The organism is Streptomyces sp. NPDC059003 (genome assembly GCF_042740445.1).
In the GTDB taxonomy this organism is placed as follows: Bacteria; Actinomycetota; Actinomycetes; order Streptomycetales; family Streptomycetaceae; genus Streptomyces.
Map to the genome: position 1 here is coordinate 110,966 of NZ_JBHYJH010000003.1, position 24,681 is coordinate 135,646.

Annotated in this window: 24 protein-coding genes and 1 pseudogene; 17 read left to right on the forward strand and 8 right to left on the reverse strand. The window is 72.1% G+C overall.

Annotated features, from left to right (window positions below; translation table 11 throughout):
- Positions 1-148 precede the first annotated feature (148 nt).
- Positions 149-1,021 (reverse strand): universal stress protein, encoded by an 873-nt coding sequence (locus ACFWZ5_RS02860; protein WP_384787780.1) that lies wholly within the window; start codon positions 1,019-1,021, stop codon positions 149-151.
- Positions 1,022-1,227: 206 nt separating this feature from the next.
- Here ACFWZ5_RS02860 and ACFWZ5_RS02865 point away from each other — a divergent pair.
- Positions 1,228-1,608: pseudogene (locus tag ACFWZ5_RS02865) on the forward strand (helix-turn-helix transcriptional regulator); the annotation flags it as partial.
- Here ACFWZ5_RS02865 and ACFWZ5_RS02870 read toward each other — a convergent pair.
- A complete protein-coding gene (locus tag ACFWZ5_RS02870; RefSeq protein WP_384787777.1) occupies positions 1,502-2,071 on the reverse strand; it encodes a DUF6817 domain-containing protein in 570 nt (189 codons plus the stop codon). The pseudogene ACFWZ5_RS02865 and the gene ACFWZ5_RS02870 sit on opposite strands and share 107 nt — an antisense overlap.
- Positions 2,072-2,117: 46 nt before the next feature.
- Positions 2,118-2,480 carry an ANTAR domain-containing protein gene (locus tag ACFWZ5_RS02875; RefSeq protein WP_384787774.1) on the reverse strand — a complete coding sequence of 121 codons (363 nt, stop codon included), beginning with the start codon at positions 2,478-2,480 and terminating at the stop codon, positions 2,118-2,120.
- A 173-nt stretch (positions 2,481-2,653) separates the two neighbouring features.
- Between ACFWZ5_RS02875 and ACFWZ5_RS02880 the strand changes: the two genes are divergently transcribed.
- The gene (locus tag ACFWZ5_RS02880; RefSeq protein ID WP_384787771.1) at positions 2,654-4,918 is read left to right on the forward strand and encodes an ATP-binding cassette domain-containing protein; all 2,265 of its coding nucleotides are present in this window, start codon (positions 2,654-2,656) and stop codon (positions 4,916-4,918) included.
- 70 nt (positions 4,919-4,988) lie between these two features.
- Positions 4,989-5,516, forward strand: a complete 528-nt coding sequence (locus tag ACFWZ5_RS02885; RefSeq protein WP_384787768.1) for a GNAT family N-acetyltransferase — start codon at positions 4,989-4,991, stop codon at positions 5,514-5,516.
- A 31-nt stretch (positions 5,517-5,547) separates the two neighbouring features.
- Here the strand turns inward: ACFWZ5_RS02885 and ACFWZ5_RS02890 are convergent, their stop codons facing one another.
- Positions 5,548-6,429, reverse strand: a complete 882-nt coding sequence (locus ACFWZ5_RS02890; protein WP_384787765.1) for a hypothetical protein — start codon at positions 6,427-6,429, stop codon at positions 5,548-5,550.
- Between the two features lie 299 nt (positions 6,430-6,728).
- On the opposite strand from ACFWZ5_RS02890, the gene ACFWZ5_RS02895 reads away from it, so the two are divergent.
- A complete protein-coding gene (locus tag ACFWZ5_RS02895; RefSeq protein ID WP_384787762.1) occupies positions 6,729-7,949 on the forward strand; it encodes a cytochrome P450 in 1,221 nt (406 codons plus the stop codon).
- Positions 7,949-8,143: a ferredoxin gene (locus ACFWZ5_RS02900; RefSeq protein ID WP_384787759.1), complete on the forward strand. Its 195-nt coding sequence runs from the start codon at positions 7,949-7,951 to the stop codon at positions 8,141-8,143. Before ACFWZ5_RS02895 ends, ACFWZ5_RS02900 begins: the two co-directional genes overlap by 1 nt.
- A gap of 95 nt (positions 8,144-8,238) precedes the next feature.
- Here the strand turns inward: ACFWZ5_RS02900 and ACFWZ5_RS02905 are convergent, their stop codons facing one another.
- The gene (locus ACFWZ5_RS02905; RefSeq protein ID WP_384787756.1) at positions 8,239-9,303 is read right to left on the reverse strand and encodes an aldo/keto reductase; all 1,065 of its coding nucleotides are present in this window, start codon (positions 9,301-9,303) and stop codon (positions 8,239-8,241) included.
- Positions 9,304-9,484: 181 nt separating this feature from the next.
- On the opposite strand from ACFWZ5_RS02905, the gene ACFWZ5_RS02910 reads away from it, so the two are divergent.
- The 7 genes from ACFWZ5_RS02910 to ACFWZ5_RS02940 all read left to right on the forward strand — a co-directional run bounded on the left by ACFWZ5_RS02910 (position 9,485) and on the right by ACFWZ5_RS02940 (position 16,698).
- Positions 9,485-10,318 (forward strand): helix-turn-helix transcriptional regulator, encoded by an 834-nt coding sequence (locus ACFWZ5_RS02910; protein WP_384787753.1) that lies wholly within the window; start codon positions 9,485-9,487, stop codon positions 10,316-10,318.
- Between the two features lie 87 nt (positions 10,319-10,405).
- On the forward strand, positions 10,406-10,864 hold the full coding sequence (locus tag ACFWZ5_RS02915) for a VOC family protein (protein ID WP_384787750.1): 459 nt from the start codon (positions 10,406-10,408) through the stop codon (positions 10,862-10,864).
- A gap of 84 nt (positions 10,865-10,948) precedes the next feature.
- Positions 10,949-11,455: a GNAT family N-acetyltransferase gene (locus ACFWZ5_RS02920; protein ID WP_384787747.1), complete on the forward strand. Its 507-nt coding sequence runs from the start codon at positions 10,949-10,951 to the stop codon at positions 11,453-11,455.
- A 139-nt stretch (positions 11,456-11,594) separates the two neighbouring features.
- Positions 11,595-12,056: a hypothetical protein gene (locus tag ACFWZ5_RS02925; protein ID WP_384787744.1), complete on the forward strand. Its 462-nt coding sequence runs from the start codon at positions 11,595-11,597 to the stop codon at positions 12,054-12,056.
- 110 nt (positions 12,057-12,166) lie between these two features.
- Positions 12,167-12,772, forward strand: a complete 606-nt coding sequence (locus ACFWZ5_RS02930; protein WP_384787741.1) for a DoxX family protein — start codon at positions 12,167-12,169, stop codon at positions 12,770-12,772.
- A gap of 326 nt (positions 12,773-13,098) precedes the next feature.
- A complete protein-coding gene (locus ACFWZ5_RS02935) occupies positions 13,099-15,207 on the forward strand; it encodes an ATP-binding protein (RefSeq protein ID WP_384787738.1) in 2,109 nt (702 codons plus the stop codon).
- A gap of 129 nt (positions 15,208-15,336) precedes the next feature.
- On the forward strand, positions 15,337-16,698 hold the full coding sequence (locus ACFWZ5_RS02940) for a serine hydrolase domain-containing protein (protein ID WP_384890109.1): 1,362 nt from the start codon (positions 15,337-15,339) through the stop codon (positions 16,696-16,698).
- Between the two features lie 92 nt (positions 16,699-16,790).
- On the opposite strand, the gene ACFWZ5_RS02945 is transcribed toward ACFWZ5_RS02940, so the two are convergent.
- Positions 16,791-17,312, reverse strand: coding sequence for a peptidoglycan-binding protein (locus ACFWZ5_RS02945; protein ID WP_384787731.1), 522 nt, complete (start codon positions 17,310-17,312; stop codon positions 16,791-16,793).
- A gap of 215 nt (positions 17,313-17,527) precedes the next feature.
- Between ACFWZ5_RS02945 and ACFWZ5_RS02950 the strand changes: the two genes are divergently transcribed.
- The 3 genes from ACFWZ5_RS02950 to ACFWZ5_RS02960 all read left to right on the forward strand — a co-directional run bounded on the left by ACFWZ5_RS02950 (position 17,528) and on the right by ACFWZ5_RS02960 (position 20,272).
- Positions 17,528-18,121 (forward strand): TetR/AcrR family transcriptional regulator, encoded by a 594-nt coding sequence (locus tag ACFWZ5_RS02950; protein WP_384787728.1) that lies wholly within the window; start codon positions 17,528-17,530, stop codon positions 18,119-18,121.
- Positions 18,118-18,954, forward strand: coding sequence for an alpha/beta fold hydrolase (locus ACFWZ5_RS02955; protein WP_384787725.1), 837 nt, complete (start codon positions 18,118-18,120; stop codon positions 18,952-18,954). Before ACFWZ5_RS02950 ends, ACFWZ5_RS02955 begins: the two co-directional genes overlap by 4 nt.
- 115 nt (positions 18,955-19,069) lie before the next feature.
- Positions 19,070-20,272: an alpha/beta hydrolase family protein gene (locus tag ACFWZ5_RS02960; RefSeq protein ID WP_384787722.1), complete on the forward strand. Its 1,203-nt coding sequence runs from the start codon at positions 19,070-19,072 to the stop codon at positions 20,270-20,272.
- Between the two features lie 40 nt (positions 20,273-20,312).
- Here the strand turns inward: ACFWZ5_RS02960 and ACFWZ5_RS02965 are convergent, their stop codons facing one another.
- Positions 20,313-20,879: a DUF4291 domain-containing protein gene (locus ACFWZ5_RS02965; RefSeq protein ID WP_384787719.1), complete on the reverse strand. Its 567-nt coding sequence runs from the start codon at positions 20,877-20,879 to the stop codon at positions 20,313-20,315.
- 38 nt (positions 20,880-20,917) lie between these two features.
- Complete coding sequence (locus tag ACFWZ5_RS02970; RefSeq protein WP_384787716.1) at positions 20,918-21,961, reverse strand: LacI family DNA-binding transcriptional regulator; 1,044 nt, start codon at positions 21,959-21,961, stop codon at positions 20,918-20,920.
- A 263-nt stretch (positions 21,962-22,224) separates the two neighbouring features.
- On the opposite strand from ACFWZ5_RS02970, the gene ACFWZ5_RS02975 reads away from it, so the two are divergent.
- Entirely contained in the window at positions 22,225-23,172 is a 948-nt protein-coding gene (locus tag ACFWZ5_RS02975; protein ID WP_384787713.1) for a nucleoside hydrolase, read from the forward strand.
- On the forward strand, positions 23,169-24,617 hold the full coding sequence (locus ACFWZ5_RS02980; RefSeq protein ID WP_384787711.1) for an MFS transporter: 1,449 nt from the start codon (positions 23,169-23,171) through the stop codon (positions 24,615-24,617). The genes ACFWZ5_RS02975 and ACFWZ5_RS02980 overlap by 4 nt, the downstream gene beginning before the upstream one ends.
- Positions 24,618-24,681 lie beyond the last annotated feature (64 nt).

A 24,681-nucleotide genomic window follows, 5' to 3' on the forward strand; every position in this document is an offset into this window, starting at 1 on the left:
CCGTGGTCCACGCCGTCGGTCCTGCCGGTGTGTGCGGTCCCAGCGTCCGGCGTGCCCGCGCGCCGCGGCAGGTCCTTGACGTCCCCGACCCGGGGCCGCCCGGCCCCGGGTCGCGTGCTGATCGGCCCCTGCCGCGGCTGCGCGGGCCTCAGTCGTGCGGTACGACGGCGACGGGGGCGGCCGCGTGGTGCAGGACGGCGTGGGCGACCGGCCCGATGCGCATGCCGAGCGCGGGGCGGTGCGTCCGGCGCCCGACCACCACCAGGGCCGCCTGCGCGGCGGCCTTCAGAACGACGCCGGAGGTGTGCGAAAGCTCCACGACGGGGGAGACGGGGACGCGCGGATACTTCTCGCGCCACGGCTTCAGGGCCTCCACCAGCGCCTGCCGCGCCTGCCCCGTGATGCCGCCCTCCTGACTGGCCAGCTGCCCGACGACGGCGCCGTACCCGTACAGGGGCGGCAGCTTCGGCGCGTGCACCGCGCGCAGGCCGGTCCCACGGGCCGCGGCCGCGCCGAAGGCGAAGTCCAGGAGCGGCTCGGGAAGCTCGCCCGGCTCCTGGACGCCGACGACCACGTCACCGCTGGCCGGTTCGGCGGCCGAGCGCGGGTCGGCCCGGACCATGACCACCGGGCGCTGCGCCCGAGCCAGCACCTGCTGCCCGACGGAGCCCAGCAGAAAACCGGCGACGGCCCCGTGGCCGCTGGAGCCGAGGACGAGCATCTCGGCCGTCTCCGCCTGGCCGAGCAGCACCTCGCTAGCCGTGTCGGAGACGAGCTGGGTGCTGACCTCCAGGCCCGGATACCGTCCGTGCACCTGTTCCTCGGCCTCCCGCAGCACGCGCAGGGCCCAGCCCTTCTGGGTCTCCAGGTCCTGCGCGACCGGCACGTCCTGCTGCCGCCAGATCCAGGCCTGTACCAGCCGCAGCGGAAGACCGCGGAGCTGTGCCTCGCGGGCGGCCCAGTCGACGGCGGCCAGGCTCTCGGGGGAGCCGTCGAGGCCGGCGGTGATGGAGCGAATCATGGAGACCTCCTTGTTCGGTGCGACGGGCGTTCGGTGACACGGGCCGCGGTCGAGTGCGCCGACCCTCGATGAAAGCCTCACCGCGCAGGATCCGCGACTCCAGGGGCCGACGGTCCCCGCCCGCGGGAAACAGGGCCGACCGGCACGGGCCGTGCGGGCCCGCGTCACCCAGGTTCACCGTCGTCGGTGAGGCCGCCACGGCCGAGCGGGCCCTGCTCGATCCCACGGCCACCACCAAGCTCATGGCCCGGCTCCGCGGTGAACAGGACAAGGAGCAGGAGCAGGAGCCGGACGCCCTGCCCGGCCTGCGCGACCGCGAGTGCGAGGTCCTCGCCCTGATCGGCGAGGGCCTGACCAGCCGCCAGATCGGCCGGCGCCGCTACCTCGCGGAGAAGACCGTCAAGAACCACATCTCCCGGCTCCTCGCCGAGCTCGGCGTGGAGCGGCGCGTCCAGGCCGCGGTGATCGCCACTGCCGGGCTCATCCTGGTGACTCGATGTGCCGGTCGCACGGTGCGTCTGCGTGGTCCAGGACGTCGCGACAGTGGCTCCACGCCCCCTCGGACAGCAGCGGGCGCCACCGGGTGAACAGGTCGAGCAGCGCGGTGCCGTGGCGGGCCCGGAAGTCCGGGCTGATCGTGGCGATGTCCAGCTCGTTGGCGGCGGTCAGCTCGGCGAAGTCGTGGCGCGCCCGGACATCCGGGTGCAACGTCGTGCCGGTGAACCGGTCGCGGAACCGGCCCCCGGCAGCGGGCAGTTCACGGTACGAGGACGCGCGGTCGCAGGACGCGTAGCGGTAGACGATCGCCTCGGCCTCGACGCCGATCGCCTCGGTGAGGTCCGGGCGTCGCCCCAGGTCGAGCAGCGGGACCGGGAACCCGTCGGTGCCGTAGAAGGCGTGGCACAGCCCGGCCGACACCAGGGCGGGGCGGGCGCCCCACGACGCGAGCAGGGCGCTGACGCGTCGCAGGTGCGCGAGGAGCGTGCCGCCGGGGTGCTCGATCTCCTCGGCCCCGGCCGCCCGCAGCATCGCCAGCGCGTCCGCGGTCATTCCGCCTTCATCCGCCCGAACCCGGCCCGTACTCGGCTCGTATCCGTCATTCACACGTCGGCGCCTCGCTCACGGCCTCGCCCTCGCCCTGCCGCAGGACGAGTTGGCGGTCCAGCTCGGCGCGCAGATCCGGGGCGAGGACGCCCGTGCGGCCCCATTCGATGAGCTGCTCGGCCACGGTGCGCAGCTTGGTGTTGGTCCGCATCGACATCTCGCGCAGGACGTCCCAGGCCTCGGCCGGGGACATCTGCCCCACGGCGAGCAGGACGCCGACGGCCTGGTCGGCCGTCGCGTGCGACCAGACCGCCTGCTTGAGGTGCTCGACCTCGTCCTCCAGCTCCTGCACCTTCGCAGGGGTGATCACGATTTCCTCGGGGTCGTGGCCCGAACCGCGTTCATCCGGCGTCAAGGAGACCTCCGTGGGTGCTGACGGCTGCATGTACAGAGTTCCCGAAGGCCACCGGGCGTGCAACACTCTTCCGCCCAGCGGCCGAGAGCAGTCACAACAAATGCGGGCATGCCAACTGGGCGCGATCTACGCTGACTTCCCCGTCAGCCGCACACGCCGTACGAGGAGTGCTCGTGAACGCCACCCCCGCCGACAGCCACACCGTGATCCAAGTGCGCGGAGCGCGCGAGAACAACCTGAAGGACGTCTCGCTCGACCTGCCCAAGCGGCGGCTCACCGTGTTCACCGGGGTGTCCGGGTCCGGCAAGTCCTCGCTGGTCTTCGGGACCATCGCCGCCGAGTCGCAGCGGCTCATCAACGAGACGTACACCGCCTTCATCCAGTCGTTCATGCCGAGCGTGGGCCGCCCCGACGTCGACGAGCTGCGCAACCTCAGCGCGGCGATCGTCGTCGACCAGGAGCGGATGGGCGCCAACGCGCGCTCCACGGTGGGCACCGCCACGGACGCGTACACGATGCTGCGCATCATCTTCAGCCGCCTGGGCGTGCCGAACATCGGGACCTCCGGCGCGTTCAGCTTCAACCTGCCCGACGGCATGTGTCCCGAGTGCGAGGGGACCGGCGAGGTGTCGACCGTCGACGTCGACCAGCTCGTGGACCGGGACCTGTCGCTGAACGAGGGCGCCGTCACCGTTCCGTACTACGCGGTGGACTCCTGGAGCTGGCAGATCCTGGTCAACTCCGGCTTCTACGACCCCGACAAGAAGCTCAGGGACTTCACCGCGGAGGAGTGGGAGGCGCTGCTGCACAAGGGCCCGGTGAAGGTGAGGGTGGGGTCCAACGGCTTCACGTACGAAGGTCTCGTCGCGAAGATGCAGCGGAGCTGGCTCGCCAAGGACCGCGACGCCCTGCAGCCGCACATCCGCAGCTTCGTCGACCGGGCCGTGGTCTTCGCCCGCTGCCCCCTGTGCGCGGGCACCCGGCTCACGCAGGCCGCGCTCTCCTCGAGGATCAACGGCCGGAACATAGCCGAGTGTTCGGCGATGCAGATCAACGACCTCGCCGCGTTCGTCCGGGAGATCGAGGAGCCGGGCGCCGCCCCGCTCCTCGCCACCCTGCGCGATCTGCTCGACTCGCTCGTCGAGATCGGCCTCGGCTACCTCAGCCTCGACCGGCCCTCGGGCACGCTGTCGGGCGGCGAGGCGCAGCGCGTGAAGATGGTCCGGCACCTCGGCTCCAGCATCACGGACGTCACCTACGTCTTCGACGAGCCGACGATCGGCCTGCACCCGCACGACATCCGGCGCATGAACGACCTGCTCCTGCGCCTGCGCGACAAGGGCAACACGGTGCTCGTGGTCGAGCACAAGCCGGAGGTCGTTGCCATCGCCGACCACGTCGTCGACCTCGGACCCGGCGCGGGCGAGGCGGGCGGCGAGATCTGCTTCTCCGGCGACGTCGCGGGACTGCGCGCGTCCGGGACGCTCACCGGGCGCCACCTCGGCCACCGGGCGCGGCTGCGCGCCGGCGTGCGCACGCCGAAGGGGCAGCTGTCCATCAAGGGCGCCGATCTGCACAATCTGAAGAACGTCGAGGTCGACGTGCCGCTCGGCGTGCTCACCGTGGTCACCGGCGTCGCGGGCTCCGGCAAGAGTTCCCTGATCCACGGCTATCTGTCCGGGCGGGACGGCGTCGTGGTCGCCGACCAGTCGCCGATCCGCGGCTCGCGCCGCTCGAACCCGGCGACGTACACCAACCTGCTCGGCCCGATCCGCACGGCCTTCGCCAAGGCGAACGGCGTCAAGGCGGCCCTGTTCAGCGCCAATTCGGAGGGCGCCTGCCCGAAGTGCAACGGCATCGGGCTCGTCTACACCGACCTCGCGATGATGGCGCAGGTCGCGTCGGTGTGCGAGGAGTGCGACGGCAAGCGGTTCACGCCGGAGGTCCTGACGTACAGGCTGCGCGGCAAGAACATCAGCGAGGTCCTCGGGATGTTCGTCGCGGAGGCGTACGACTTCTTCCCCTCCGGCCAGCCGCACACCATCCTCGGCCGTCTCAGCGACGTCGGGTTGAGCTATCTGCGGCTCGGCCAGCCGCTCAACACCCTGTCCGGCGGCGAGCGGCAGCGCCTGAAGCTCGCCATCCACATGGCCGAGAAGTCCTCCACGTACGTCCTGGACGAGCCGACCACCGGCCTGCACCTGGCCGACGTGGACAAGCTCCTCGCGCTGCTCGACCGGCTCGTCGACGACGGCAACTCCGTGGTCGTCATCGAGCACCACCAGGCCGTCATGGCCCACGCCGACTGGATCATCGACCTTGGCCCGGGCGGCGGGCACGACGGCGGCGAGGTGGTGTTCACCGGCACGCCCGCCGAACTGGTCGAGGGCGCCGACACGGTGACGGCCCGTCATCTGCGGGAGTACGTCGGGTCCTGACGGGAGTACGCCGGTCCTGACCGGACGGAATTCGGTTGCCCACGGGGCGGCGGGCGGAGACAGTCGGCCCGTGGGAAACATCGAACAGATCCACCTCTCGGACGGCGTCATCGCCCTCACCCCCTTGTCCCTCGCCGACGTCGACGCGCACCTGGCCGGTGAGGACGACGAGCTGGTGCGATGGCTCAGCGGCGGGCCGGGGACGAGGGCGGGCACGGCGGCGTACGTGCGCCACTGCCGGGACCAGTGGGCCACCGGCGGCGCCCTGCGCGCCTTCGGCATCCGGGCGGGGGAGGCGGCGACGCTCGCCGGCACCATCGACGTACGCCTCGCCATGCCGGGCTGGCCCGCGGGCGAGGTCAACATCGCCTACGGGCTCTACCCGCAGTGGCGCGGCGGCGGCCTCGCCACCCGCGCCGTCGAGCTGATCTGCCGGTACGCGGCCTCCGAAGGCGCGGCCGTGGGCGTGATCCGCGTCGAGCCGGACAACCCCGCGTCGGCGGCGGTGGCGCGGCGCACCGGATTCACCCACGCCGGGCAGGGGCGGGACGCCGACGGGACGCTGCTCGACCGGTACGTGCGCGACCTGCGGGCCTGACCCTCGGGTGCTCCCTGGGCGCGGCCCCCGCTCAGCCGTCCCCTTGGCCGTCCGGCAGCAGCCGCGCGAGGACGCCGCGGACCGCGTCCGCCGACTCCATCCGCACCGGCGCCAGCTGCTCCAGCGAAACGCTGAGGCTCCGCAGGAGCGCGTCGGAGATGAACCCGGGCCGGCCGCGCCACTCCTGTATCTCCGGCACCACGTCGTGGAGCGCCTCGACGGCCGGTGACGGCGCGAGCCGCCCGAGGTCCCGCAGCAGCGGCGGCAGCGTCTGGAACAGCGCCGACTGCCACATGGCCCGGTCGATGACCGACTCGTCGTCCGTCGTGGGCGGCCGCTCCCACGCCGCCGCGAAGTGGATGGTCCAGTTCCCCTCGGGCGCGGCGATCACGAAGGGATCCAGGTCCTTGGTGTCCCTGACCTCGGTCTGCACGGGCGCGCCCGCGCCGAGCAGCACCGCCGCCCGCAGCGGCCGGTCGTCCATGTCGGACCAGGTGATGCCCACGTGCGGCAAGGTCGTCGTCTGCCCGGGCTGCAGGATGAGCGGGAACTGCACGCGGTCCCGGTGGTCGGCGTACCCCGCCGGAGCCGTCACGCTGAACGACGGCGTGAAGACGAGCAGCCTCGCGCGCGCGTGCGCCCAGCCGATCCGCGCCACGAGCACCGCCCGCCAGGCGATCCGGCGCAGCCGGCGCCCCTTGACCTGCGCCCAGATCGCGACGCCCTCGACGGACACGGCGAGCCGCCCCGCGTTGACGATGTCCACGCGGACCAGCCATTCGCCGTCGACCTCCTGGCGCACGGCGAACACGCGCACCCTGCCTCCGGTCAGCCGGTGGGTCAGAATCTGCCACACCAGACCGATCACGCCGGTGAGGAAGCCGAGCACGGCCAGCCATGTGGTCACGTCCATGCCGACGGACCCTACTGAGCCGCGCCGCCCGCACGAAACGAATGCGCCAATCAGGAGGCGGGCTCCGGGTACGGCACCGGAATCGAGGAGTCCGTGATGCTCCGGTCCGTACGAGGTGGTGGAGTGCCGCACCCTCGCTGCCGGCCCGGGCACGGCCGACGCAATTCAGCCGCAAACCGGCCACGGGGGGCCACCCGATGCGAAGTTGGCCGAACCGGGCATGGCTCAGGTAACTGCAGGGGGCATGAAGTGGAGATCGGCACCACGCACCACCCAGATCGAGTGCTCCGGAGGCCCCCATGGCGCAAACCGCCCCCTTCCCTCAGGACCGCACCTGTCCCTACCACCCGCCCACCGGATACCGACCCCTGAGCGAGCAGGGCCCGCTCAGCCGCGTCACCCTCTACGACGACACCGAGGCCTGGCTCGTCACCGGGCACGCCGAGGCGCAGGCGCTGCTCACCGACCCCCGGCTCTCCGCCGACCGGCAGAACCCGGCCTTCCCCAACATCGCCGCCCGCTTCGAACGCACCCGCCGTGAGCCGCTCGCGCTGCTCGGCGTCGACGACCCCCTGCACAACAAGCAGCGCCGCATGCTGATCCCCACCTTCGGCGTGAAGCGCGTGGCGGCCATGCGGCCCCGCATCCAGCGCATCGTCGACGACCTCCTGGACGCCGTACTCGAGCAGGGCCCGCCCGTCGACCTCGTCGCCGCCTTCGCCCTGCCCGTGCCGTCCATCGTGATCTGCGAGCTCCTGGGCGTGCCGTACGCCGACCACGACTTCTTCGAGGACGCCTCGCGCCGCATCCTGCGCGGCGAGACGCCCGAGGAGTCCGAGGAGGGCCGCCGGGAACTCATGGACTACCTCGGGGAGTTGATCGACCGGAAGCGCAAGTCCGCCGCCGAGGCCGGGGGAGCGGCGGCGGGCGACGGCGTGCTCGACGAGCTCGTCCGCGAGCGGCTCGACGCGGGCGACCTGGACCGTACGGAACTGGTGCGGCTCGCGCTGATCCTGCTCGTCGCCGGGCACGAGACCACCGCCAACATGATCTCGCTCGGCACCTTCACGCTGCTCGAACACCCCGAGCAGCTCGCCGCCCTGCGCGCCGACCCGGAGCTCGTACGGGCCGCCGTCGAGGAACTGCTGCGGTTCCTGTCGATCGCGGACGGCCTCGCACGCGTGGCCACCGACGACATCGAAGTGGCGGGGCGGACCATCCGCGCCCACGAGGGCGTGCTGCTCGCCGCGTCGGCCATCAACCGCGACGGCGCCGTGTACGCCGACCCCGACGACCTCGACGTACGCAGGAGCGCCCGGCACCATCTCGCGTTCGGATTCGGCATCCACCAGTGCCTCGGGCAGAACCTCGCCCGCTTGGAGCTGGAGATCGCCTTCACCTCCCTGCTCACCCGCATCCCCGACCTGCGGCTCGCCGCGCCCGCGCACGAGATCCCGTGGAAGCCGGGCGACACGATCCAGGGCCTGATCGACATGCCCGTCACCTGGGGGCGCGGCTGATGCGCATCGGCATCGACACCGACCGCTGCATCGGCGCGGGCCAGTGCGTCCTGACCGCCCCGGGCGTCTTCACCCAGGACGACGACGGCTTCAGCGAGCTGCTGCCCGGCCGCGAGGACGGGGCGGGCGACCCGATGGTGCGCGAGGCGGCACGGGCCTGTCCGGTGCAGGCCATCTCTCTCGACGAGGACTGACGCGCGTCTCACGGTGAGGACCGACGCGTGGCGCTCGACGAGGGCTGATGCCTGCGGGCGGGGCGGAGGGAGCCGTCCCGCCCGCAGACGAGCCCTCAGCGGCGGGTCTCGATCTTCAGGTCGCCGCGGGTGAGCGCGACGGTCGTGTCCCGGGCGAGCAGCTCGTGCGGGAAGCCGAGCCCGATCGCGCTGGCCTCGTCGAGGCGGGCCAGGTGGGCGGCCGTGAAGTCGACCTCCAGGGCGCCCAGGTTGTCCTCCAGCTGCGCGGGGGTGCGGGCGCCGATGATCGGTGCCGTCACGTCCGGGTTCTGCAGGGTCCAGGCAAGGCCGACCTGGGCGGGCGTGCGGCCGAGGTCCGCGGCGACCTCCTTCACGACGTCCACGATGGCGAGGTTGCGTTCGGTGATCCCGCCGTTGGCGGCGTTGAAGCTCTTGCGGGTGCCGTCGTCGGCCGCCGCGCTCGCCGGGGTCAGGTCGTCGCGGCTGTACTTGCCCGTGAGCACCCCGCCGGCCAGCGGTGACCACGGGATCACCGCAAGACCCAGCTCGCGTGCCATGGGGATCAGGTCGCGTTCCCCGGTGCGCTCGGTCAGGTTGTACTCGATCTGCAGCGCGACCAGCGGCGACCAGCCGCGCAGGTCCGCGATCGCCTGCATGCGCGACACCTGCCAGGCGGGGGCGTTGGAGATCGCCACGTACAGGACCTTGCCCTGCCGGACCAGGTCGTCCATGCCGCGCAGGATCTCCTCGACCGGCGTCGTGAAGTCCCACACGTGCAGGTAGAGCAGATCGATGTAGTCCGTGTTCAGCCGTCGCAGGCTGGCTTCCACGGACGCGAACAGGTTCTTGCGGTGCGGGCCCCCGGAGTTCGGGTCGCCGGGCCGGCGCAGCGTCGTGTACTTCGTCGCCAGCACCAGGCTCTCGCGCAGGTCGCGGGTGAATTCGCCGAGCAGACGCTCGGAGCTGCCGTTGGTGTAGGTGCTCGCGGTGTCGATGAAGTTGCCGCCGCGCTCGACATAGAGGTCGAACAGCTTGCGCGCCTCGTCCCGCTCGGCGCCCCAGCCCCAGTCGGTGCCGAAGGTCGCCGCGCCCAGCGCCAGCGACGAGACCCGCAGCCCGGAGCGGCCGAGGAGCCGGTAGGTGTCCAGGGTGAGTGACATCGAGTCCTCCTGTGCTTGTGATCCGTCGGTCTTGTGGCCCGTCGGTCTTGTGATCCGTCGGTCTTGGGATCCGTCGGCCTTGTGATCAGTTGCCGGAACCAAGCCTGTGACCGCCGCGAGCCCTGGATAAGGGAGAGAAGTTCCTGGGAAGGCCAGTCCCACCCTGGCTGTTGGACCGACCATGATGAACCGCACTGTGGATGTCACGCAGGAGCTGGCCGCGTTCCTGCGGACCCGGCGCGAACGCCTGGACCCGCGCGACGTCGGCCTGCCGTCGCGCAGGCAGGCCCGGCGGACCCCGGGGCTTCGCCGCGAAGAGGTCGCCGAACTGGCCGGCGTCAGCATCGACTACGTCGTACGCCTCGAACAGGGCCGCGGCCTGCGGCCCTCGGCGGGCGTCCTTGAGGCCCTCGCCCGGGCGCTGCGCCTGGCCCCCGACGAGCGCGCCTACCTCTTCGACCTGGCCCAGCAGCGCGCCCGGAACACCGACAAGCCCGCCGCCACCGCGGCGCCGCCGCTGGCCCGCCTGGTCGCCGACCTGTCGCCGCTGCCTGCCATGCTGATGAACCACCGCTACGACATCCTGGCCTGGAACGACGAGATGGCGCGGCTGCTGGTCGACTTCGACACCCTGCCGCCGACGCAGCGCAATGCGATGTGGCTGTGCCTCATGCATCCTGAGATACGTGAGTTCTACGTCGACCGCGAACGCGTCGTACGGGACGGCATCGCCCATCTGCGCGCGGTGTGGGCCGCGCATCCGGAGGACCGGGCGCTGACCGACCTCATCGCCGAATGCACCACGCGCGACGAGGACTTCGGGCGCCTGTGGGCCGAGCGCGACATCAAGGTCAACGGCCGCGGACGCAAGGTGATGCGGCACCCCGACGCCGGTGTGATCACGGTGCAGTTCGAGACGCTGACGCCCCTGCAGGATCCGGACCACCGGTTGGTGATCTACCGCGCCGGGGACGACGAGAGCCAGTCGGCGCTGGACCGGTTGTGGACCCGGTGAGGTGGCGGAGGATGTCGAGAACGGCGCGGCGGCTCCGTCCCAGAGACAGCCGCGGCCGTCGGCCGCACCCCATCAAGGAGGCCCAGCATGGCGATCCAGCGGATGGACAACGTCCTCATCATCGTCGAAGACCTCGACGCCGCCATCGCGTTCTTCGTCGAACTCGGCATGGAGCTCGAAGGCAGGATGGCCATGGGAGGACAGGGGGTGGACCGTGTCATCGGGCTCGAGGACGTTCGGGAGGACATGGCGATGCTGCGGACCCCGGACGGCCACGGCCGCGTCGAGCTGGGCATGTTCCACACACCGAAGGCGATCAGGTCCGAGCCGGTGGACGCGCCGACGAACACGCTGGGCATCCGCCGCATCATGTTCGCCGTCGACGACATCGAGGACGTCGTGGCCCGCCTGCGCGCCCACGGCGCCGAGCTCGTCGGCGAGCTGGTGCAGTACGGGGAGAGCTATCGGCTCTGCTACGTCCGCGGCCCTGAGGGCATCATGGTGGGTCTGGCCGAGCCGCTCGGCCAGACCTCCGAGGGGTCTTGACGCGGCGGGTGAGACGACGGGGCTTCCCGCGCCGTAAGCCGTAAAAGGCGAGCGTGGACGAGGTCCGCGCGGGACGATGGGATCATGCACATACGAGTGGCCCACCCCGGCGAACTGCCCCAGCTCCAGGACATCGAGACGGCCGCCGGCCGGTGCTTCCACGACGTCGGCATGCCGGAGATCGCCGACGACGCACCGCCCTCCCTGGACGAGCTCGCGGACTACCGGCGCGCCGGACGCGCCTGGGTCGCGGCCGACGCGAGCGACCGGCCCGTGGCCTACCTCCTCGCCGACCACGTCGACGGCGCCCTCCACATCGAGCAGGTCTCGGTGCACCCGGACCACGCGCGCCGGGGCATCGGCCGCTCGCTCCTGGAGTACGCGGCCGACCGCGCCAAGGACCAGGCGCTCCCGGCGCTGACCCTGACTACGTTCGCGGACGTGCCCTGGAACGCGCCGTACTACGCCCGCTGCGGCTTCGTGACCCTCGACGACGCCGCGCTCGGGCCCGGCCTGCGGGCCGTCCGCGCGAAGGAGGCCGCGCACGGCCTCGACCGGTGGCCTCGGGTGTGCATGCGGCGCCCCGTGTGACGACGCGTCAGCAGGTGGGGCGGATGTGGCCTGTTGGGGACTACAGGGTGGCCCAGGTCCGGACCTAGGATGCGGTGGCATGGGCGGGCGAGGGCTCCGGACTGGGGGCGGTGCGTGGCGCACCGCCGCGCTCAGAAGCGTGCCCTGTCTGGTCGCGGTCAGTGTGCCCTGTCTCGTGGCGGTCGCCGTCTGTCTGACCCTGCTGTTCGGTGCCGGGACGGCGTCGGCTTCCGCGTACTCGGGCGCCCCGGCCGAGCCGACGGATGTGGTGGCCCCGGCCCGTCCCACAGGTACGGCGTCAGGTGGCCCGGCCACGGCCGAGGGGTTGGCCACCGACGTTCGTCGCGCGCACGCAACGTCCGCTTTCAGCCCGTCGGTCGACGCCTCCCTCAGGTCCGGCGACAGCGGCTGTGAGGACGACGACGAGCCCGACGCGCCGCGCGGGGCCGCGATGCCCTGCACCGATCAGCCCCACGCCCCCGACCTGCGGCCCGCCCCGCTGAGCCAGGGCCCGGACGAAGCCCCCGCCGCCCTGCGTGCCACCGCGTCCACGGACACGGCGTCCGTCGACCTGTACAGAACGCTCGTCATCAGAACGTAGAGGGCGCTCTCCTCCCTCGCTCCGTTCCGTCCGCACGCGTCCGGCCCGTATCCGCTCCGCCGCGACGCCCCTCGGGCAGCCCACGTTCCCGTACCAAGGAGAGATTCCGCATGTCGTCACCCCACCGTCCCCCAGGGCCCTCCGAGGCCCTGAGCACCTCCTCCACCTCCACCACCCCCACCCCCACCCCCACCCCGCACCGTGCGCAGCTCGACGCTCCCGACCCCGGGCCGGGCCTGGACCTCGGCCTCCTGCTGCTGCGCGGCACGGTCGGCCTGACCATGGCCGTCCACGGAACGCAGAAGCTCTTCGGCTGGTTCGACGGCAACGGCCTGAACGGCACCGCCGACAACTTCGCCGAGGACGGCTACAAGGCGACCGAGGCCATGGCCTGGGTCGCCGCGCTCACCGAGACCCTGTGCGGGCTCGGCCTGGCCATCGGCCTGCTCACGCCGCTCGCGGGCGCGGGCATCCTCGGCATCATGCTCAACACCATCACGGTGAAGTGGGAGGGCGGCTTCTTCAACCCCGAAGGCATCGAGTACGACCTGGTCCTGCTCACCGCCGCGGTGGCCCTGGCCCTGACGGGCCCCGGCCGCGTCGCCGCCGACCACCTCCTGCCCGTACTGCGCGCCCACCGCTTGACCCGAGGGGTGGCGGCCGTCGCGCTGGGGGTGGCCTCGGCCGTGCTGGTCCTGCTGCTCCTGCGCGACTGAACTCCCGGCTCCGTACACCCAGGAGGCTCTCCCTGGGTGTACGGGCCGTCAGCGGCCGGGGCCCGTACCGGCATGCCCACGCGCAGGCCGAACGGGGTGAAGACGGTGACGGCGAGGAACAGCCTGGGTTCCGTAGGTCCGGGAGCAATTCCGCCCGATCACGAGCACCCTTCGAGCATTTCCGCGTGATCATGAGCAATGGCTACGTTCAGTAGTGGCCAGATGTCGGTTGTTCCCGGTCTTCCGGCCTGGGCGGGCCCGGCGTGTTGATAGCACCGAGTCACCACGTGCGCAGAACCGCGGCGGGATCAGGAAGGGGGGCTGTCATGGTGGCGGCGGAGCGGCGGGTGGGCAACCTGCCCGGAGAGTCCAGCCGCCTGGTCGGGCGGCGGGGCGAGCTCGACGAGATGGCTCGGCTGTGCGGGCGTTCGCGGATGGTGACCGTGACCGGGGTCGGGGGAGTGGGCAAGACGCGGCTGGCCCGGCGGGCGGCGAGCGAGCTGCAGCCCGGCTTCGCGGACGGGGCCTGGTGGGTGGAGCTGTCCCCGCTCACCGCCGCCTGGGGAGTGCTGCCGTACGCGATCGCCGAGGCGCTGCCGCTGGCCGACCAGACCACACGGCCGATGCTGGAGGTGATCGCGGAGTACCTGGCCGGACGGGAGATGCTGCTCGTGTGGGACACCTGCGAGCATCTCTTCGAGGAGTGCAGGGAAGTGGCGGCGACGCTGCTGTCCATCGCGCCGGGCCTGCGGATCCTGGCCACCAGCCGCCGCCCGCTCGGCCTGCACCTGGAGGAGGTGCTCGGCCTCGACCCTCTCCCGGTGCCCGGGACCGACGAGGCCGACGGGGACGAGGTGGCCGACTCGGTGGTGCTGCTGGCCGACCGGGCCGCGAAGGTGGTGCCCGGGTTCGCCGTCACCGACGCCAACCGCGCCGATCTGACCGCCCTGTGCCGCCGCCTGGAGGGGCTGCCGCTGGCCCTGGAACTCGCCGCGGCCCGGCTGCGCGAACTCCCGGTGGCCGAGCTGAACCAACGCCTGGACGACCGGTACGCCGTCCTCGGCAACACCGAAGGCACGGACTACGAGGCCGACCCGCCCTGGCACCAAGCGCTGAGTACCGCGATCGGCTGGAGCCACCAGCTGTGCACTCCCGCCGAACGCCTGGTCTGGGCCCGCCTCTCGGTCTTCGCCGGCACCTTCGACGTCGAAGGGGCCCGCCAGATGTGCGCCGACGAGCTCGTCGCCGGTGAGCAGGTCCCCGGCATCCTGCACGCGCTGGCGGAGAAGTCGATCCTGATCTGGGAGCCGACCGGAGTCGGCGAGCGCTACCGGATGCTGGACACCATCCGCGAATACGGAGCCCACTGGCTGCGCGGCCTCGGCGAGGAGGACACACTGCGGCGTCGCCACCATGACCACTACCTTGACCTGGCCCGCAGGGGCGACGCCGCCTGGATCGGGCCCGACCAGTTCGCCTGGTACGACCGGATGACCGACGAGCACGACAACCTCCGCGCCGCGCTGGAGTACAGCCTGACCGAAGCCGAGGACCATGCCGCGCTGGAGATGACGGCGGCGCTGTGGTTCTTCTGGTACGGGTGCGGGTTCCTGAAGGAGGGCAGGCACTACCTGGACCAGGCCCTGGCCGCCGACACCGCCCCCACCCCGATCCGGGTGAAGGCCCTGTACGCCAGCGGCCCCGTGCTGGTCTACCTCGGCGATCTGCCTGCCCTGGAGGAACGGGCCGCCGAGTGCACCGCTCTGGCCGCACGCTTCGGCGACACCGAACGCAGTTACGCGGCCGCCACCGAACTGCGGGTGTCGGTACTGCGCGGCGAGCTGACACAGGTGCTCTCCCAGGTCGAAGCCCAACTCGCCACGGACTGGCGCGAGAAGCCCCTCACTCTGCTCCCTCTGGCCGCCCTGGTCTTCGGCACGCACTACCTCGTCGCCGCGGGACGCTTCGAGGAGGCCATCGTCTGGCTGGACGAGCTGAGTGCCACCTGCGAGCGCAACGGCGAACACAGCATGCGCGCCTGGGGCGACTTCGTCCGCTCCCAGGCCGAGCTGGCCCTCGGCCGGTTCGAGGAGGCGCGCGAGCACGCCAGGGCCGCGCTGCTGGTCAAACACCGGCTGCGCGACGGCGTGGGCACCGGTATGGCCCTGGAGTCGCTGGCCCGCGCCGCTCTTGCCACGGGCCGGAGCACGGAGGCCGCGTGGCTCCTCGGTCTCGCCGCGCAGCTGTGGGAGACGCTCGGCCGACCGCAGGCGGGCATCCCCGCCGTGGTGGCCGCCCACGAGGTCTGCGCGCGCGGAACCCTCGAAGCCCTCGGACAGGACGCCTACCGGCACGCCTTCGACGACGGCAGCGCCACCCACCTGAACACCGGCATCACCCACGTCCTCAACTCCACCTCCCCACCGCCTCCCTGACGGGTGACGCAAAGCGAGCACCGAAGGCAACCTGTAGGGCCGTTCTGCTCATGAGGGGGCTGGCCCCACCTCCGAGCCTGGGGCGTGCTCCAGTGACCGCGGGGCCGACGGTGCGGGATGGTGGGCGGCATGACAACGCGATCCCCACTCGTCGGCGCGCACGGTCCGTTACGGACGGGTCCCGCTCGCCGCCATCGGCGTCTCCGCATCGCGGTGGCGTCCTCCCTGGCCGCGGTCGGCCTGGTCGTCACGCTCGACCAGCCGGGGCAGGCAGCCGCGCGGTCGGTCGAGGCTCCGGTCGCCGCACCGGCCGACGCGGTGTCCGCTGCCGGGAGCGGCGCCACCGAGGAGCAGCGGCGCGCCCAACTGCAGCAGCTGGCGCGGAAGCTGGTGGCCGCCGGAGCGCCGGGCGTGATCGTGCGGGTGGACGACGGCCGGGGCCGACCGATGCGGATCACCGAGCAGGCCCCCTGGACCAGGAAGGACCACCTGCTCCGCGCGGAAGACGAGTTCCGGATGGGGTCCAACACCAAGACCATGATGGCCACCCTGGCGCTGCAACTGGTCGGTGAGGGCGAGCTCGCCCTCACCGACCCGGTGGAGAAGTGGCTGCCCGGCCAGGTGCCGAACGGCAGCGCGATCACGCTGCGGATGCTCCTGAACCACACCAGCGGCCTGGCCGACTACACCGAGGACCCCGCGCTCCTGCCGTCGTTCCTGGGCAAGGACCAGAGGCCGTGGACCTCGGCCCAGCTGCTCGCCGTGGGCGTGCGGCACGATCCGCTCTTCCCTCCGGGCACCAGATTCTCGTACAGCAACACCAACTACGCCGCGGTCGGCGCCGTCCTGGAGAAGGCCACCGGTGAGAGCCTGGCCGATCTGGTGCGTGACCGGATCGCCCGGCCGCTCGGCCTCAAGCACACCTACTACGCCACGGACGCCACCTGGCGCGGTCCGCACGCACGCGGCTACGAACCCGACGCGGCCCACATGCCGCCGGGCGTACCGGCCGGGGCCAGGGACTACGCCGGGGCGCACCGTGCCGATCATGTGGACGTCTCCGACAACAACCCCTCGTGGGGCGGGGCGGCCGGGGCGATGGTCTCCACCGCGGACGACTGGGCCCGGTTCTACACCGCGTTGATGTCAGGCGACCTGCTGCCCGCCGCGCAGCTGGCGCAGCTGCGCACCACCGTGCCGATGGACCCGGAACAGCCGGACGGGCCCGGCTCCGGCCTGGGCATCGTCACCTCCCCGACCCCGTGCGGCACGGTGTGGGCCCACGAGGGCGGCATCCCCGGCTATCTGAGCATCAACGTCACCGACTCCACCGGCCGGCGCACAGCGAGTGTCCTCGTCTCGACGGAGGCGTACAGCGAGTACCCGGACGCCTTCCCCGCGGAGATCGCCGAAGCCGACAAGACGCTCAAGACCGCCGCGCTGTGCGCCATGTTCGACAAGCCCGCGCCGACCGCGGCCCGCGCGAACTGACCACGGCCAGGCCTGCCCGGCCCGGCTCGGGGTGTGACGGTGGCACGCCCTCCCTCCCCCGGAAAGAAGGGCGGGCCACCGTCGTCCCCCGGTCAGCTGCACACGTTGAACGTGGCGTTGTTGTACCAGAGCGTCCTGAGGTCGCTGCCGACGTACATGCCCCAGCGGCCGTCGTCGGTGCGCTTGAAGCTCACATAGCGACCGTCCTCGCCGGTGTACTTGATGGAGTTGCCCGAACCGGCGCTGCCGCTGAGGAACTCGGCGGCCCTGGCGAAGGTCTTCGTGCCGACCTTGCCGTCCGCGCCGCCCGGTACTTCGTACGTCGTCTGCCAGCTCTTGGTGGCCCTGACCGTGTCCGGCCCGAACCGGCAGTCGATCCCGCTGAACGGGAGCTTCTTGTCGGCCCACAGGATGGCCTGCCACATCGCGGCCACGTTGCTGTGCGCGTGGTTCGACGCGTCCACGTACTCGTCGTTCCAGTCGTCCCTGTAGTCCCCGGTCCCGTGGACCACGCCTCCGCTCGGGCTCGCCAGAGCGGGGGAGGCCGAGAGCGCGACCCCGGCGCTGAGGACGCCGGCCACCGCCAGCGTGATGACCTTCGTGTGTACAGACATGTCCGTCCCTCCCGGCCGCGCGCCGGGTCCCCCGTTGGTACCCGTGCACGTCGGCGCGTGGTGTCCAATCTGCTCATCGGCGGGCCGCGCCTCGACGTGATTCGGCCTGGGCCGAACCACGGCATTCCGGGAGGACCGCCCCAGATCCAGCACAGGTGTGCGTTCCTAGGGGTCCTAGGTATAACCTAGGACCCCTAGGAACGCAGGGAGGACTCATGGCGCGGGCCGGACTGACGGCGGAGCGGGTGACGGTCGCGGGCGCCGAGCTGGCGGACGAGGTCGGACTCGAGCAGGTGACCATGGCGCGCGTCGCGCGGCGGCTCGGCGTGAAGGACGCCAGCCTCTACTCGCACGTGCGGGGCCTGGAGGATCTGCGCGGGCGGATCGCGCTGCTCGCGGCGGACGAGAAGACCATCCGGATCGCGGAAGCGACCGCGGGGCGGTCGGGCAAGGACGCCCTCGTCGCGTTCGCCGACGCCTGGCGCGCGTACGCCCACCAGCACCCGGGCCGCTACATGGCCACCCAGACCCCGATCCGGATCGCCCCCGAGCTCGCTGCGGACGCGCCAGGACCCCGGCGCGCCGTCGAGCTGACCTACGGCATGCTGCGCGGCTACGGACTGACCGAGCCCGACCTGACCGACGCGGTCCGGCTGCTGCGCAGCACCTTCCACGGGTTCGTCGCCCTGGAGGCCGCGGGCGGATTCGCGCACCAGCGCGCGCCGCAGCACTCCTGGGTCCGCGCCCTCGACGCCCTGCACACCCTCCTGGAGCACTGGCCCACGTCCCGAGAAGGAGACCCCGCATGACCACCCCGACCACCGGCAGCCTGCGCGTGACCGGCGCGACCCTGCACTACGAGGTGCGCGGCCGGGGCCCGCTCCTGCTGCTCATACCCGGCGGGGCGGGCGGCGCGGCCGCCTTCGACGGCATCGTCGACGACCTGGCCGCCGAGTACACCGTCGCCGCGTACGACCCCCGCGGCATCTCCCGCAGCACGCTGGACGACCCCGAGGCCGAGCAGCGCGTGGCCGAACACGCCGACGACGCGCTGCGGATGCTGGACCTGCTCTCGCCCGGCGAGCCCGCCCGGGTGTTCGCCAGCAGCTCCGGCGCGATCGCCGCCGTACACTTGCTCACCGCCCGCCCCGACCGCGTCGAGCGCGTCATCGCGCACGAACCGCCACTGGTGGAGGTCCTGCCGGACGCCCCCGACCACCGCGCGCTCGTCGCACGTGTGGAGGAGACGTTCCACGCGCAGGGGCTCATGCCCGCGATGGCCGTGTTCGCCGAGGGCCTGAAGAAGGGCGGCGCCGCCGCCGAGGAGAAGGCGGAGCTCAAGCTCCCGCCGCAAGCGGCGGCGCGCGCCGAGCAGACGATGGCCAACCTGCCGTACTTCGTCAGCCGCATCGTGCCCCGCTTCATGGCGTACACCCCGGACCTCGGGCGCCTCGAAACGCTGACGGACCGGCTGGTCCTCGCCTGCGGTGAGGACTCGCGCGGCGAGCTGGCCCACCGTCCGGCCGCTCTCCTGGCGGAGCGGTTCGGCGCGGAACTCCTGCACTTCCCCGGCGGGCACACGGGCACGACCACGCACCCCGCGGAGTTCGCCGAACTCCTGCGCAAGGCCTTCCGCGCCTGAAGCCTGTCGCGTAGCTCGCGGCGCGGAGGAACTACAGCCACGGAAAAGGCGGATGCGTTCCCGCCGGTCCTCATGTTGGATCAACGGGGTCGCCGTGAGGGAGGGAGTATCAAAGGTGTCGATCGATGCCGGCAGCGAGGGAATCACGCTTCCGCCACCCACTGGGCCCCACCGGGTGGGGACGGAGGCCGTCCATCTCGTCGACGAGGCCCGCACCGACCCCTGGGAAACAGCCCGCCCCCGAGAACTGATGGTGCAACTCTGGTACCCCGCCGCGCCGGTCGAGGGCGCACCCTCCGCCCCCGGCCGCTATCTGCCGCGTGCCGTGGCGGCGCTGGTCCTCGACGGCTGGGCCGAGGAGGACGAGGAGCTCGACCCGGCGCTGAGCGGCGTCCTGGCGGACGTGCGGACGCATGCGTACGAAGGGGCTCCTGCCCTGGGTGGCGGCCACAGGCCGCTGGTCCTTCTCTCCCCGGGCCTCGGTGAGTACCGGACGGGCCTGACCTGCCTGGCCGAGGAGCTGGCCTCCCACGGATTCATCGCTGCCTGCGTGGACCATCCGTCGGACGCGGCAGCGGTCCAGTTGCCTGACGGACGTGTGATCGCCTACCAGGAACCGGACTTCGGCCCCGCGGAAGACGGCGAAGACGGCGAAGACGGCGAGGACGGCGAGGACCTGACCGATCTGCAGGACCGCTATCTCGCCACCCGCATCGACGACCTGCGCTTCGTCCTGGACCAGCTGCTCGCCCCCGGCAGCCGGTGGAGCATGCTGATCGACCCGGTCCGGATCGGCGTCGCCGGACACTCCCTGGGCGCGGCCGCCGCCGCGGAGGTCGCACGCCTCGATCCCCGCCCGGCCGCCGCGGCCCTCATCGACGGATCCCTGTACGGCGGTGTCCTCACCGCCGGCCTCGATGTGCCCGTGCTCTTGTGCGGTCTGACGCCACCTGACCCGGACGACCCGCACGTCCTGGCAGGCTGGGAGCAAGTGTGGCCGCTGCTGCGCGGGCCACGGCGCTGGATGACGGTGCGCGGTGCCGGACACATGTCAGCAACCGACTTCGATGTCCTGGCCGGGCCGCTGGGCCTGCGCGAGGCCGGAGACCCGGATGACCTGGCGGCATTCGGCACTCTGCCGCCCGGCCGCGGCATCAGGGTGGTCCGGACGGTTCTCACCGCGTTCTTCGAAGAGCACCTGACCGACCACGGCCCGCGTCCGCAGTCGGGGGAGCCCGATGGCTTGCTCGAACTCTCCGTTGACGTCGTTCGAGGAAGAGGGACTGCCCACGACCTGGCATTGCGGGATGGGCCTTAGGGCCGGTTCGGCTGCGGGTCATCCGCGGATGACCCGCAGGTCATCCGCGGGGGGAAAGGCGGTCTTCCAAGGTCCGGGGCAGAGGATAGGCGCGCTCTGCGGGGAACAGCCGCTGCGCCTTGGCGGCATTCCCGTTCTGTACGAGTGCGGCGATCTTGCGGACCTGGGGAGTGAGGTCGGTGAGGCCGACGATCCAGTCGTCGGTGAACGTGCGGATCAGGTGGCGGCCGACGCCGACCTGAATGCTGTAGTGGTTCAGTGCCGCTCCGCGCGCGGAGCGCTCCGGGTCCCACTGGACATGGACGGGTGCCTGCGCCACGGCCGCCGGGTCCGACGTCGTCAGGACGGCCTGGGACAGCGCCTCCTCCCAGCCCTCACGGGTGATCCGCACGGCGAGTATGCGGTCCTGGCCGGATTTGCGGGCCCAGTTGCTGCGGTGCATCAACCACAGGAACGAGGGCTTGATCCACGTCATCCGGTTGAACGAGAACGGTGCGACGAAGCGGCCCGCCCGTAGCGCTGCGTCGGCGATGACGGGCGAGTACGCCTGGTAGACCACGATGGTGCGAGCGTCGTAGTCGGCGCGAATCTGATACGGAGGTGCCATGCGCCGCACCTTGTCATCCGCCCTGCCCGCACAGCGAGTTATTTTCCCGGCGTGGCGCGGGGGAGGCTGACGCGGGGTCGGCTTGAGCCGCGTACGACGAGCTCCGGGGTGAGCCGTATCGCCCTGCCGGGCCGTGTCGTGCCCGCTCCGGTGCCTTCGGCGAGGCGGCGGGAGAGCAACTGTGTTGCCTCCGCGGCCAGTTCGGGCACGGGCTGGCGGACCGTGGTGATGCCGGGCGCGGACAGGGCGGCCATCGGGATGTCGTCGAAGCCGGTGACCGCGACGTCGCCGGGCACGTCGGCGCCGAGCTCCTGAAGGCGCTGCAGCGCGCCGATCGCGATGAGGTCGTTGGCGCACACCAGGGCGTCGGGGCGGTCGTCCCACAGCTGGTCGACGGCGGCCCGGCCCCACTCCACGGAGAAGTCGCCGAGCGCCACCCGGCCCGGCGCCGCCGGATCCAGGGCCCCGGCCCCGGCCGCGTACGCCGCACGGCGCTCGGCCGCCGCCGACACCGTCCCGCCCGCCCCGGCGAAGCACACGCGGCGCCGCCCGATGGCGGCCAGGTGGTCGAGGACGAGCGCCATGCCCGCGGCGTTGTCGACGGCCACCGAATCGGCGACGCCGGGGCCGCAGCCGCGGTCCATCAGGACCAGCGGGACCCGTGCGGCCGCCGCGGCCACCGCCTCCCGGCTGCGGCGTTCGTCGGCCGGGATCACGAGCAGCGCGTCGACGCGGCGGCTCAGCAGGTCGTCGATGTGCCGGGCCTCGGCCACGGGGTCGTCGTCGCAGTCGGCGAGCAGCACCGCGCGGCCCTCGGCGTCCAGGGCGTGGGTGAGTTCGCGGACGAGCGCCGGATAGAACGGGTTGGTGATCTGCGGCAGGACCAGGCCGACGGTGCCGGTGGCGCGGCTGCGCAGGGCACGGGCCGCGTGGTTGGGCCGGTAGCCGAGCGCCTCGGCGGCCTCGCGGACACGGCGGGCGGTCTCCGAGCCGACGGGACGCGTCCCGGCGAGGACCCGGGAGACGGTGGCGACGGAGCACCCGGAGGCCCGGGCCACATCCCGGAGTGTTACGTCAGCCACGCCTGGGCCCACCCCTTCGCAACGTTTCGGAGAACGTTATCAGCGGCTACCCGGCCCGACCAGGGGTGTTGAGGCGCCGCGGAGGCCTGTACGACCGACCTCAGCGCCTCCCTCATGGGCAGGTCAGAGAGCCTTCCGGGCGCGCTGGCAAGGAGTGCGGCAGATCATTGACATAATTCTCACCCGTGCACAAAGTCTTCGGAGAACGTTTTCCCGAGGTGCCGCCCCGCAGCAGCAACTCAGCCGAACAAAGAGGTTCCGCGATGGCCAGAAAGATCATCCTCGACTGCGACCCAGGACATGACGACGCGATCGCCATGCTCCTGGCGCACGGCAACCCGGACGTCGAGCTGGTCGCGGTCACCACCGTCGTCGGCAACCAGACCCTGGAGAAGGTCACCCGCAACGCCCTGTCGGTGGCCCGCATCGCGGACATCACCGGCGTCCCCTTCGCCGCGGGCTGCCCCCGGCCCCTGGTGCGCGACGTCGAGGTCGCCGAGGAGATCCACGGCGAGAGCGGCCTGGACGGTCCCGTCCTGCCCGAGCCGACCCTCGCCCTCGATGAGCGCCACGCCGTGGACCTGATCATCGACACGGTGATGGCCCACGAGCCCGGCGAGATCACCATCGTCCCCACCGCGGGCCTCACCAACATCGCGCTTGCCGTGCGCAAGGAGCCGCGCATCGCCGAGCGCGTGCGCGAGGTCGTCCTCATGGGCGGCGGCTACCACACGGGCAACTGGAGCGCCGTCGCCGAGTTCAACATCAAGATCGACCCCGAGGCCGCGCACATCGTCTTCAACGAGCGCTGGCCCGTCACCATGGTCGGCCTCGACCTCACCCACCAGGCCCTCGCGACGCCCGCGGTCCGCGAGCGCATCGCCACCGTCGGCACCCGGCCCGCCGCGTTCGTCGGCGAACTCCTCGACTTCTTCGGCGCCATGTACCTGGAGGCGCAGGGCTTCGAGGCGCCGCCCGTGCACGACCCGTGTGCCGTCGCGTACGTCATCGACCCGAGCGTCATGACCGTACGCAAGGCCCCCGTGGACATCGAGCTCACCGGCACCCTCACCCTCGGCATGACCGTCGCGGACTTCCGCGCGCCCGCGCCCGCCGACTGCCGCACCCAGGTCGCCGTCCAGCTCGACCACGAGCGCTTCTGGGACCTGGTCGTCGACGCCCTGGAGCGCATCGGCGAGGTGTCCGCGTGAACGCCTCCTTCACCGAACCGGCCGCGCCCGCGTCCGCGCCGGGCCGCCGCCCGGTCCGCGTCTGGGTCCTGGTCACCGCGCTCCTCTCCGCGTGCTTCGCGTTCCAGCTCAACGCGAGCATGCTCAGCCCCGCCCTGAAGAACGTCGAGGACTCGCTGGGCGCGACGTCCGCCGAGGTCGGCCTGACCCAGACCGCGTTCTTCACCTCCGCCGCGCTGTTCTCGCTCTTCCTGCCGCGCCTCGGCGACCTCGTCGGCCGCCGCCGCGTCCTCGCCGCGATGATGGTCCTGATGGCCGTCGGCTGCGTCGTCGCCGCACTCGCGCAGAGCGTGCCCATGCTGTTCGTGGGCCGCGTCATCCAGGGCGTGTCGGGGCCGACGGTCCCGCTGTGCCTGATCATGCTGCGCAACGAGGTCCACGAGCCCAAGCGGTACGGCACCCTGCTCGGCGTCATCACCGCCGTCAACGGCGGCATCGCGGGCGTCGACTCCATCGCGGGCGGCTCCCTCGCCGACCACTACGGCTTCCAGTCGGTGTTCTGGGTGATGGCCGGCGTCGCCGCGCTCGCCGCGCTCCTCGTCGCCACCCTCACCCCGGAGACCACCGCCGACACCGGCAGCGAGACCCGCATGGACTGGCCCGGCGTCGCCCTGCTCGTCGTGTCCGTCGGCGCCGCCCTGATCGCCCTCAACGAGGCCGGGAAGCTCGGCAACGCCAACTGGCCGCTCGTCGCCGGGCTCGCCGTCGTCGCAGCCCTCGCCTTCGCCGCGTTCTGGCGCGCGGAGGACCGGAGCCGCCACCCCCTGGTCGCCACCCACCACCTCAGGCAGCGCTCCACCTGGGCCCTGCTCCTGACCACCGTCCTGACCATGACCGGCGTGTTCGCCGTCATGAACGGCATGATCCCCGCGTTCGCCCAGAACGCGGACGCCGGTTTCGGCATGACCGCCGAGCAGTCGGCCTGGTGGACCCTCACCCCCTACGCCCTCGCGGGCCTGGCCATGGGCCCCCTCGCCGGGCGCCTCGCCGCCACACACGGCTACGGCAAGGTCCTCCGCTTCGGCCTCATCGGCTCGGCGGCGATGGTGGCCCTGATGCTCGTCACGCTCCAGGCCGACTCCCGGCCGCTGCTCCTCGTCTCGTCGGTCCTCATCGGCATCACGTACGCGGGCGTGGCCAACATCGTCCTCAACGGCCTCGGCATCGTCCTGTCCCCGAAGGAGAACCCGGGCTTCCTGCCCGGCCTGAACGCGGGCGCCTTCAACCTGGGCGCGGGACTGAGCTTCGCCGTCCTGTACGCCGTGCAGACCGCGGCCGCCCCCGCCGACAAGACCTCGTCGGCGGGCTACGCGGCCGGCATGATCGCGGGCGTGGTCCTCATCGCCCTGGCCTTCGTGACGTCGTTCCTCATCCCCAAGCCGGTGGAGGCGGAGACGCACGACTGAGCGGACCTCCGGCCCGCGTGCCGGACGCGCTCGGCCCCCGCCTGTTCGCAGGCGGGGGCCTTCT

Coding starts and splice junctions, on each gene's coding strand:
- ACFWZ5_RS02860 (WP_384787780.1), bottom strand. CDS start 1,021: ATGATTCGCTCCATCACCGCCGGCCTCGACGGCTCCCCCGAGAGCCTG.
- ACFWZ5_RS02870 (WP_384787777.1), bottom strand. CDS start 2,071: ATGACCGCGGACGCGCTGGCGATGCTGCGGGCGGCCGGGGCCGAGGAG.
- ACFWZ5_RS02890 (WP_384787765.1), bottom strand. CDS start 6,429: ATGGACGTGACCACATGGCTGGCCGTGCTCGGCTTCCTCACCGGCGTG.
- ACFWZ5_RS02895 (WP_384787762.1), top strand. CDS start 6,729: ATGGCGCAAACCGCCCCCTTCCCTCAGGACCGCACCTGTCCCTACCAC.
- ACFWZ5_RS02900 (WP_384787759.1), top strand. CDS start 7,949: ATGCGCATCGGCATCGACACCGACCGCTGCATCGGCGCGGGCCAGTGC.
- ACFWZ5_RS02905 (WP_384787756.1), bottom strand. CDS start 9,303: ATGTCACTCACCCTGGACACCTACCGGCTCCTCGGCCGCTCCGGGCTG.
- ACFWZ5_RS02910 (WP_384787753.1), top strand. CDS start 9,485: ATGATGAACCGCACTGTGGATGTCACGCAGGAGCTGGCCGCGTTCCTG.
- ACFWZ5_RS02915 (WP_384787750.1), top strand. CDS start 10,406: ATGGCGATCCAGCGGATGGACAACGTCCTCATCATCGTCGAAGACCTC.
- ACFWZ5_RS02920 (WP_384787747.1), top strand. CDS start 10,949: ATGCACATACGAGTGGCCCACCCCGGCGAACTGCCCCAGCTCCAGGAC.
- ACFWZ5_RS02930 (WP_384787741.1), top strand. CDS start 12,167: ATGTCGTCACCCCACCGTCCCCCAGGGCCCTCCGAGGCCCTGAGCACC.
- ACFWZ5_RS02935 (WP_384787738.1), top strand. CDS start 13,099: ATGGTGGCGGCGGAGCGGCGGGTGGGCAACCTGCCCGGAGAGTCCAGC.
- ACFWZ5_RS02940 (WP_384890109.1), top strand. CDS start 15,337: ATGACAACGCGATCCCCACTCGTCGGCGCGCACGGTCCGTTACGGACG.
- ACFWZ5_RS02945 (WP_384787731.1), bottom strand. CDS start 17,312: ATGTCTGTACACACGAAGGTCATCACGCTGGCGGTGGCCGGCGTCCTC.
- ACFWZ5_RS02950 (WP_384787728.1), top strand. CDS start 17,528: ATGGCGCGGGCCGGACTGACGGCGGAGCGGGTGACGGTCGCGGGCGCC.
- ACFWZ5_RS02955 (WP_384787725.1), top strand. CDS start 18,118: ATGACCACCCCGACCACCGGCAGCCTGCGCGTGACCGGCGCGACCCTG.
- ACFWZ5_RS02965 (WP_384787719.1), bottom strand. CDS start 20,879: ATGGCACCTCCGTATCAGATTCGCGCCGACTACGACGCTCGCACCATC.
- ACFWZ5_RS02975 (WP_384787713.1), top strand. CDS start 22,225: ATGGCCAGAAAGATCATCCTCGACTGCGACCCAGGACATGACGACGCG.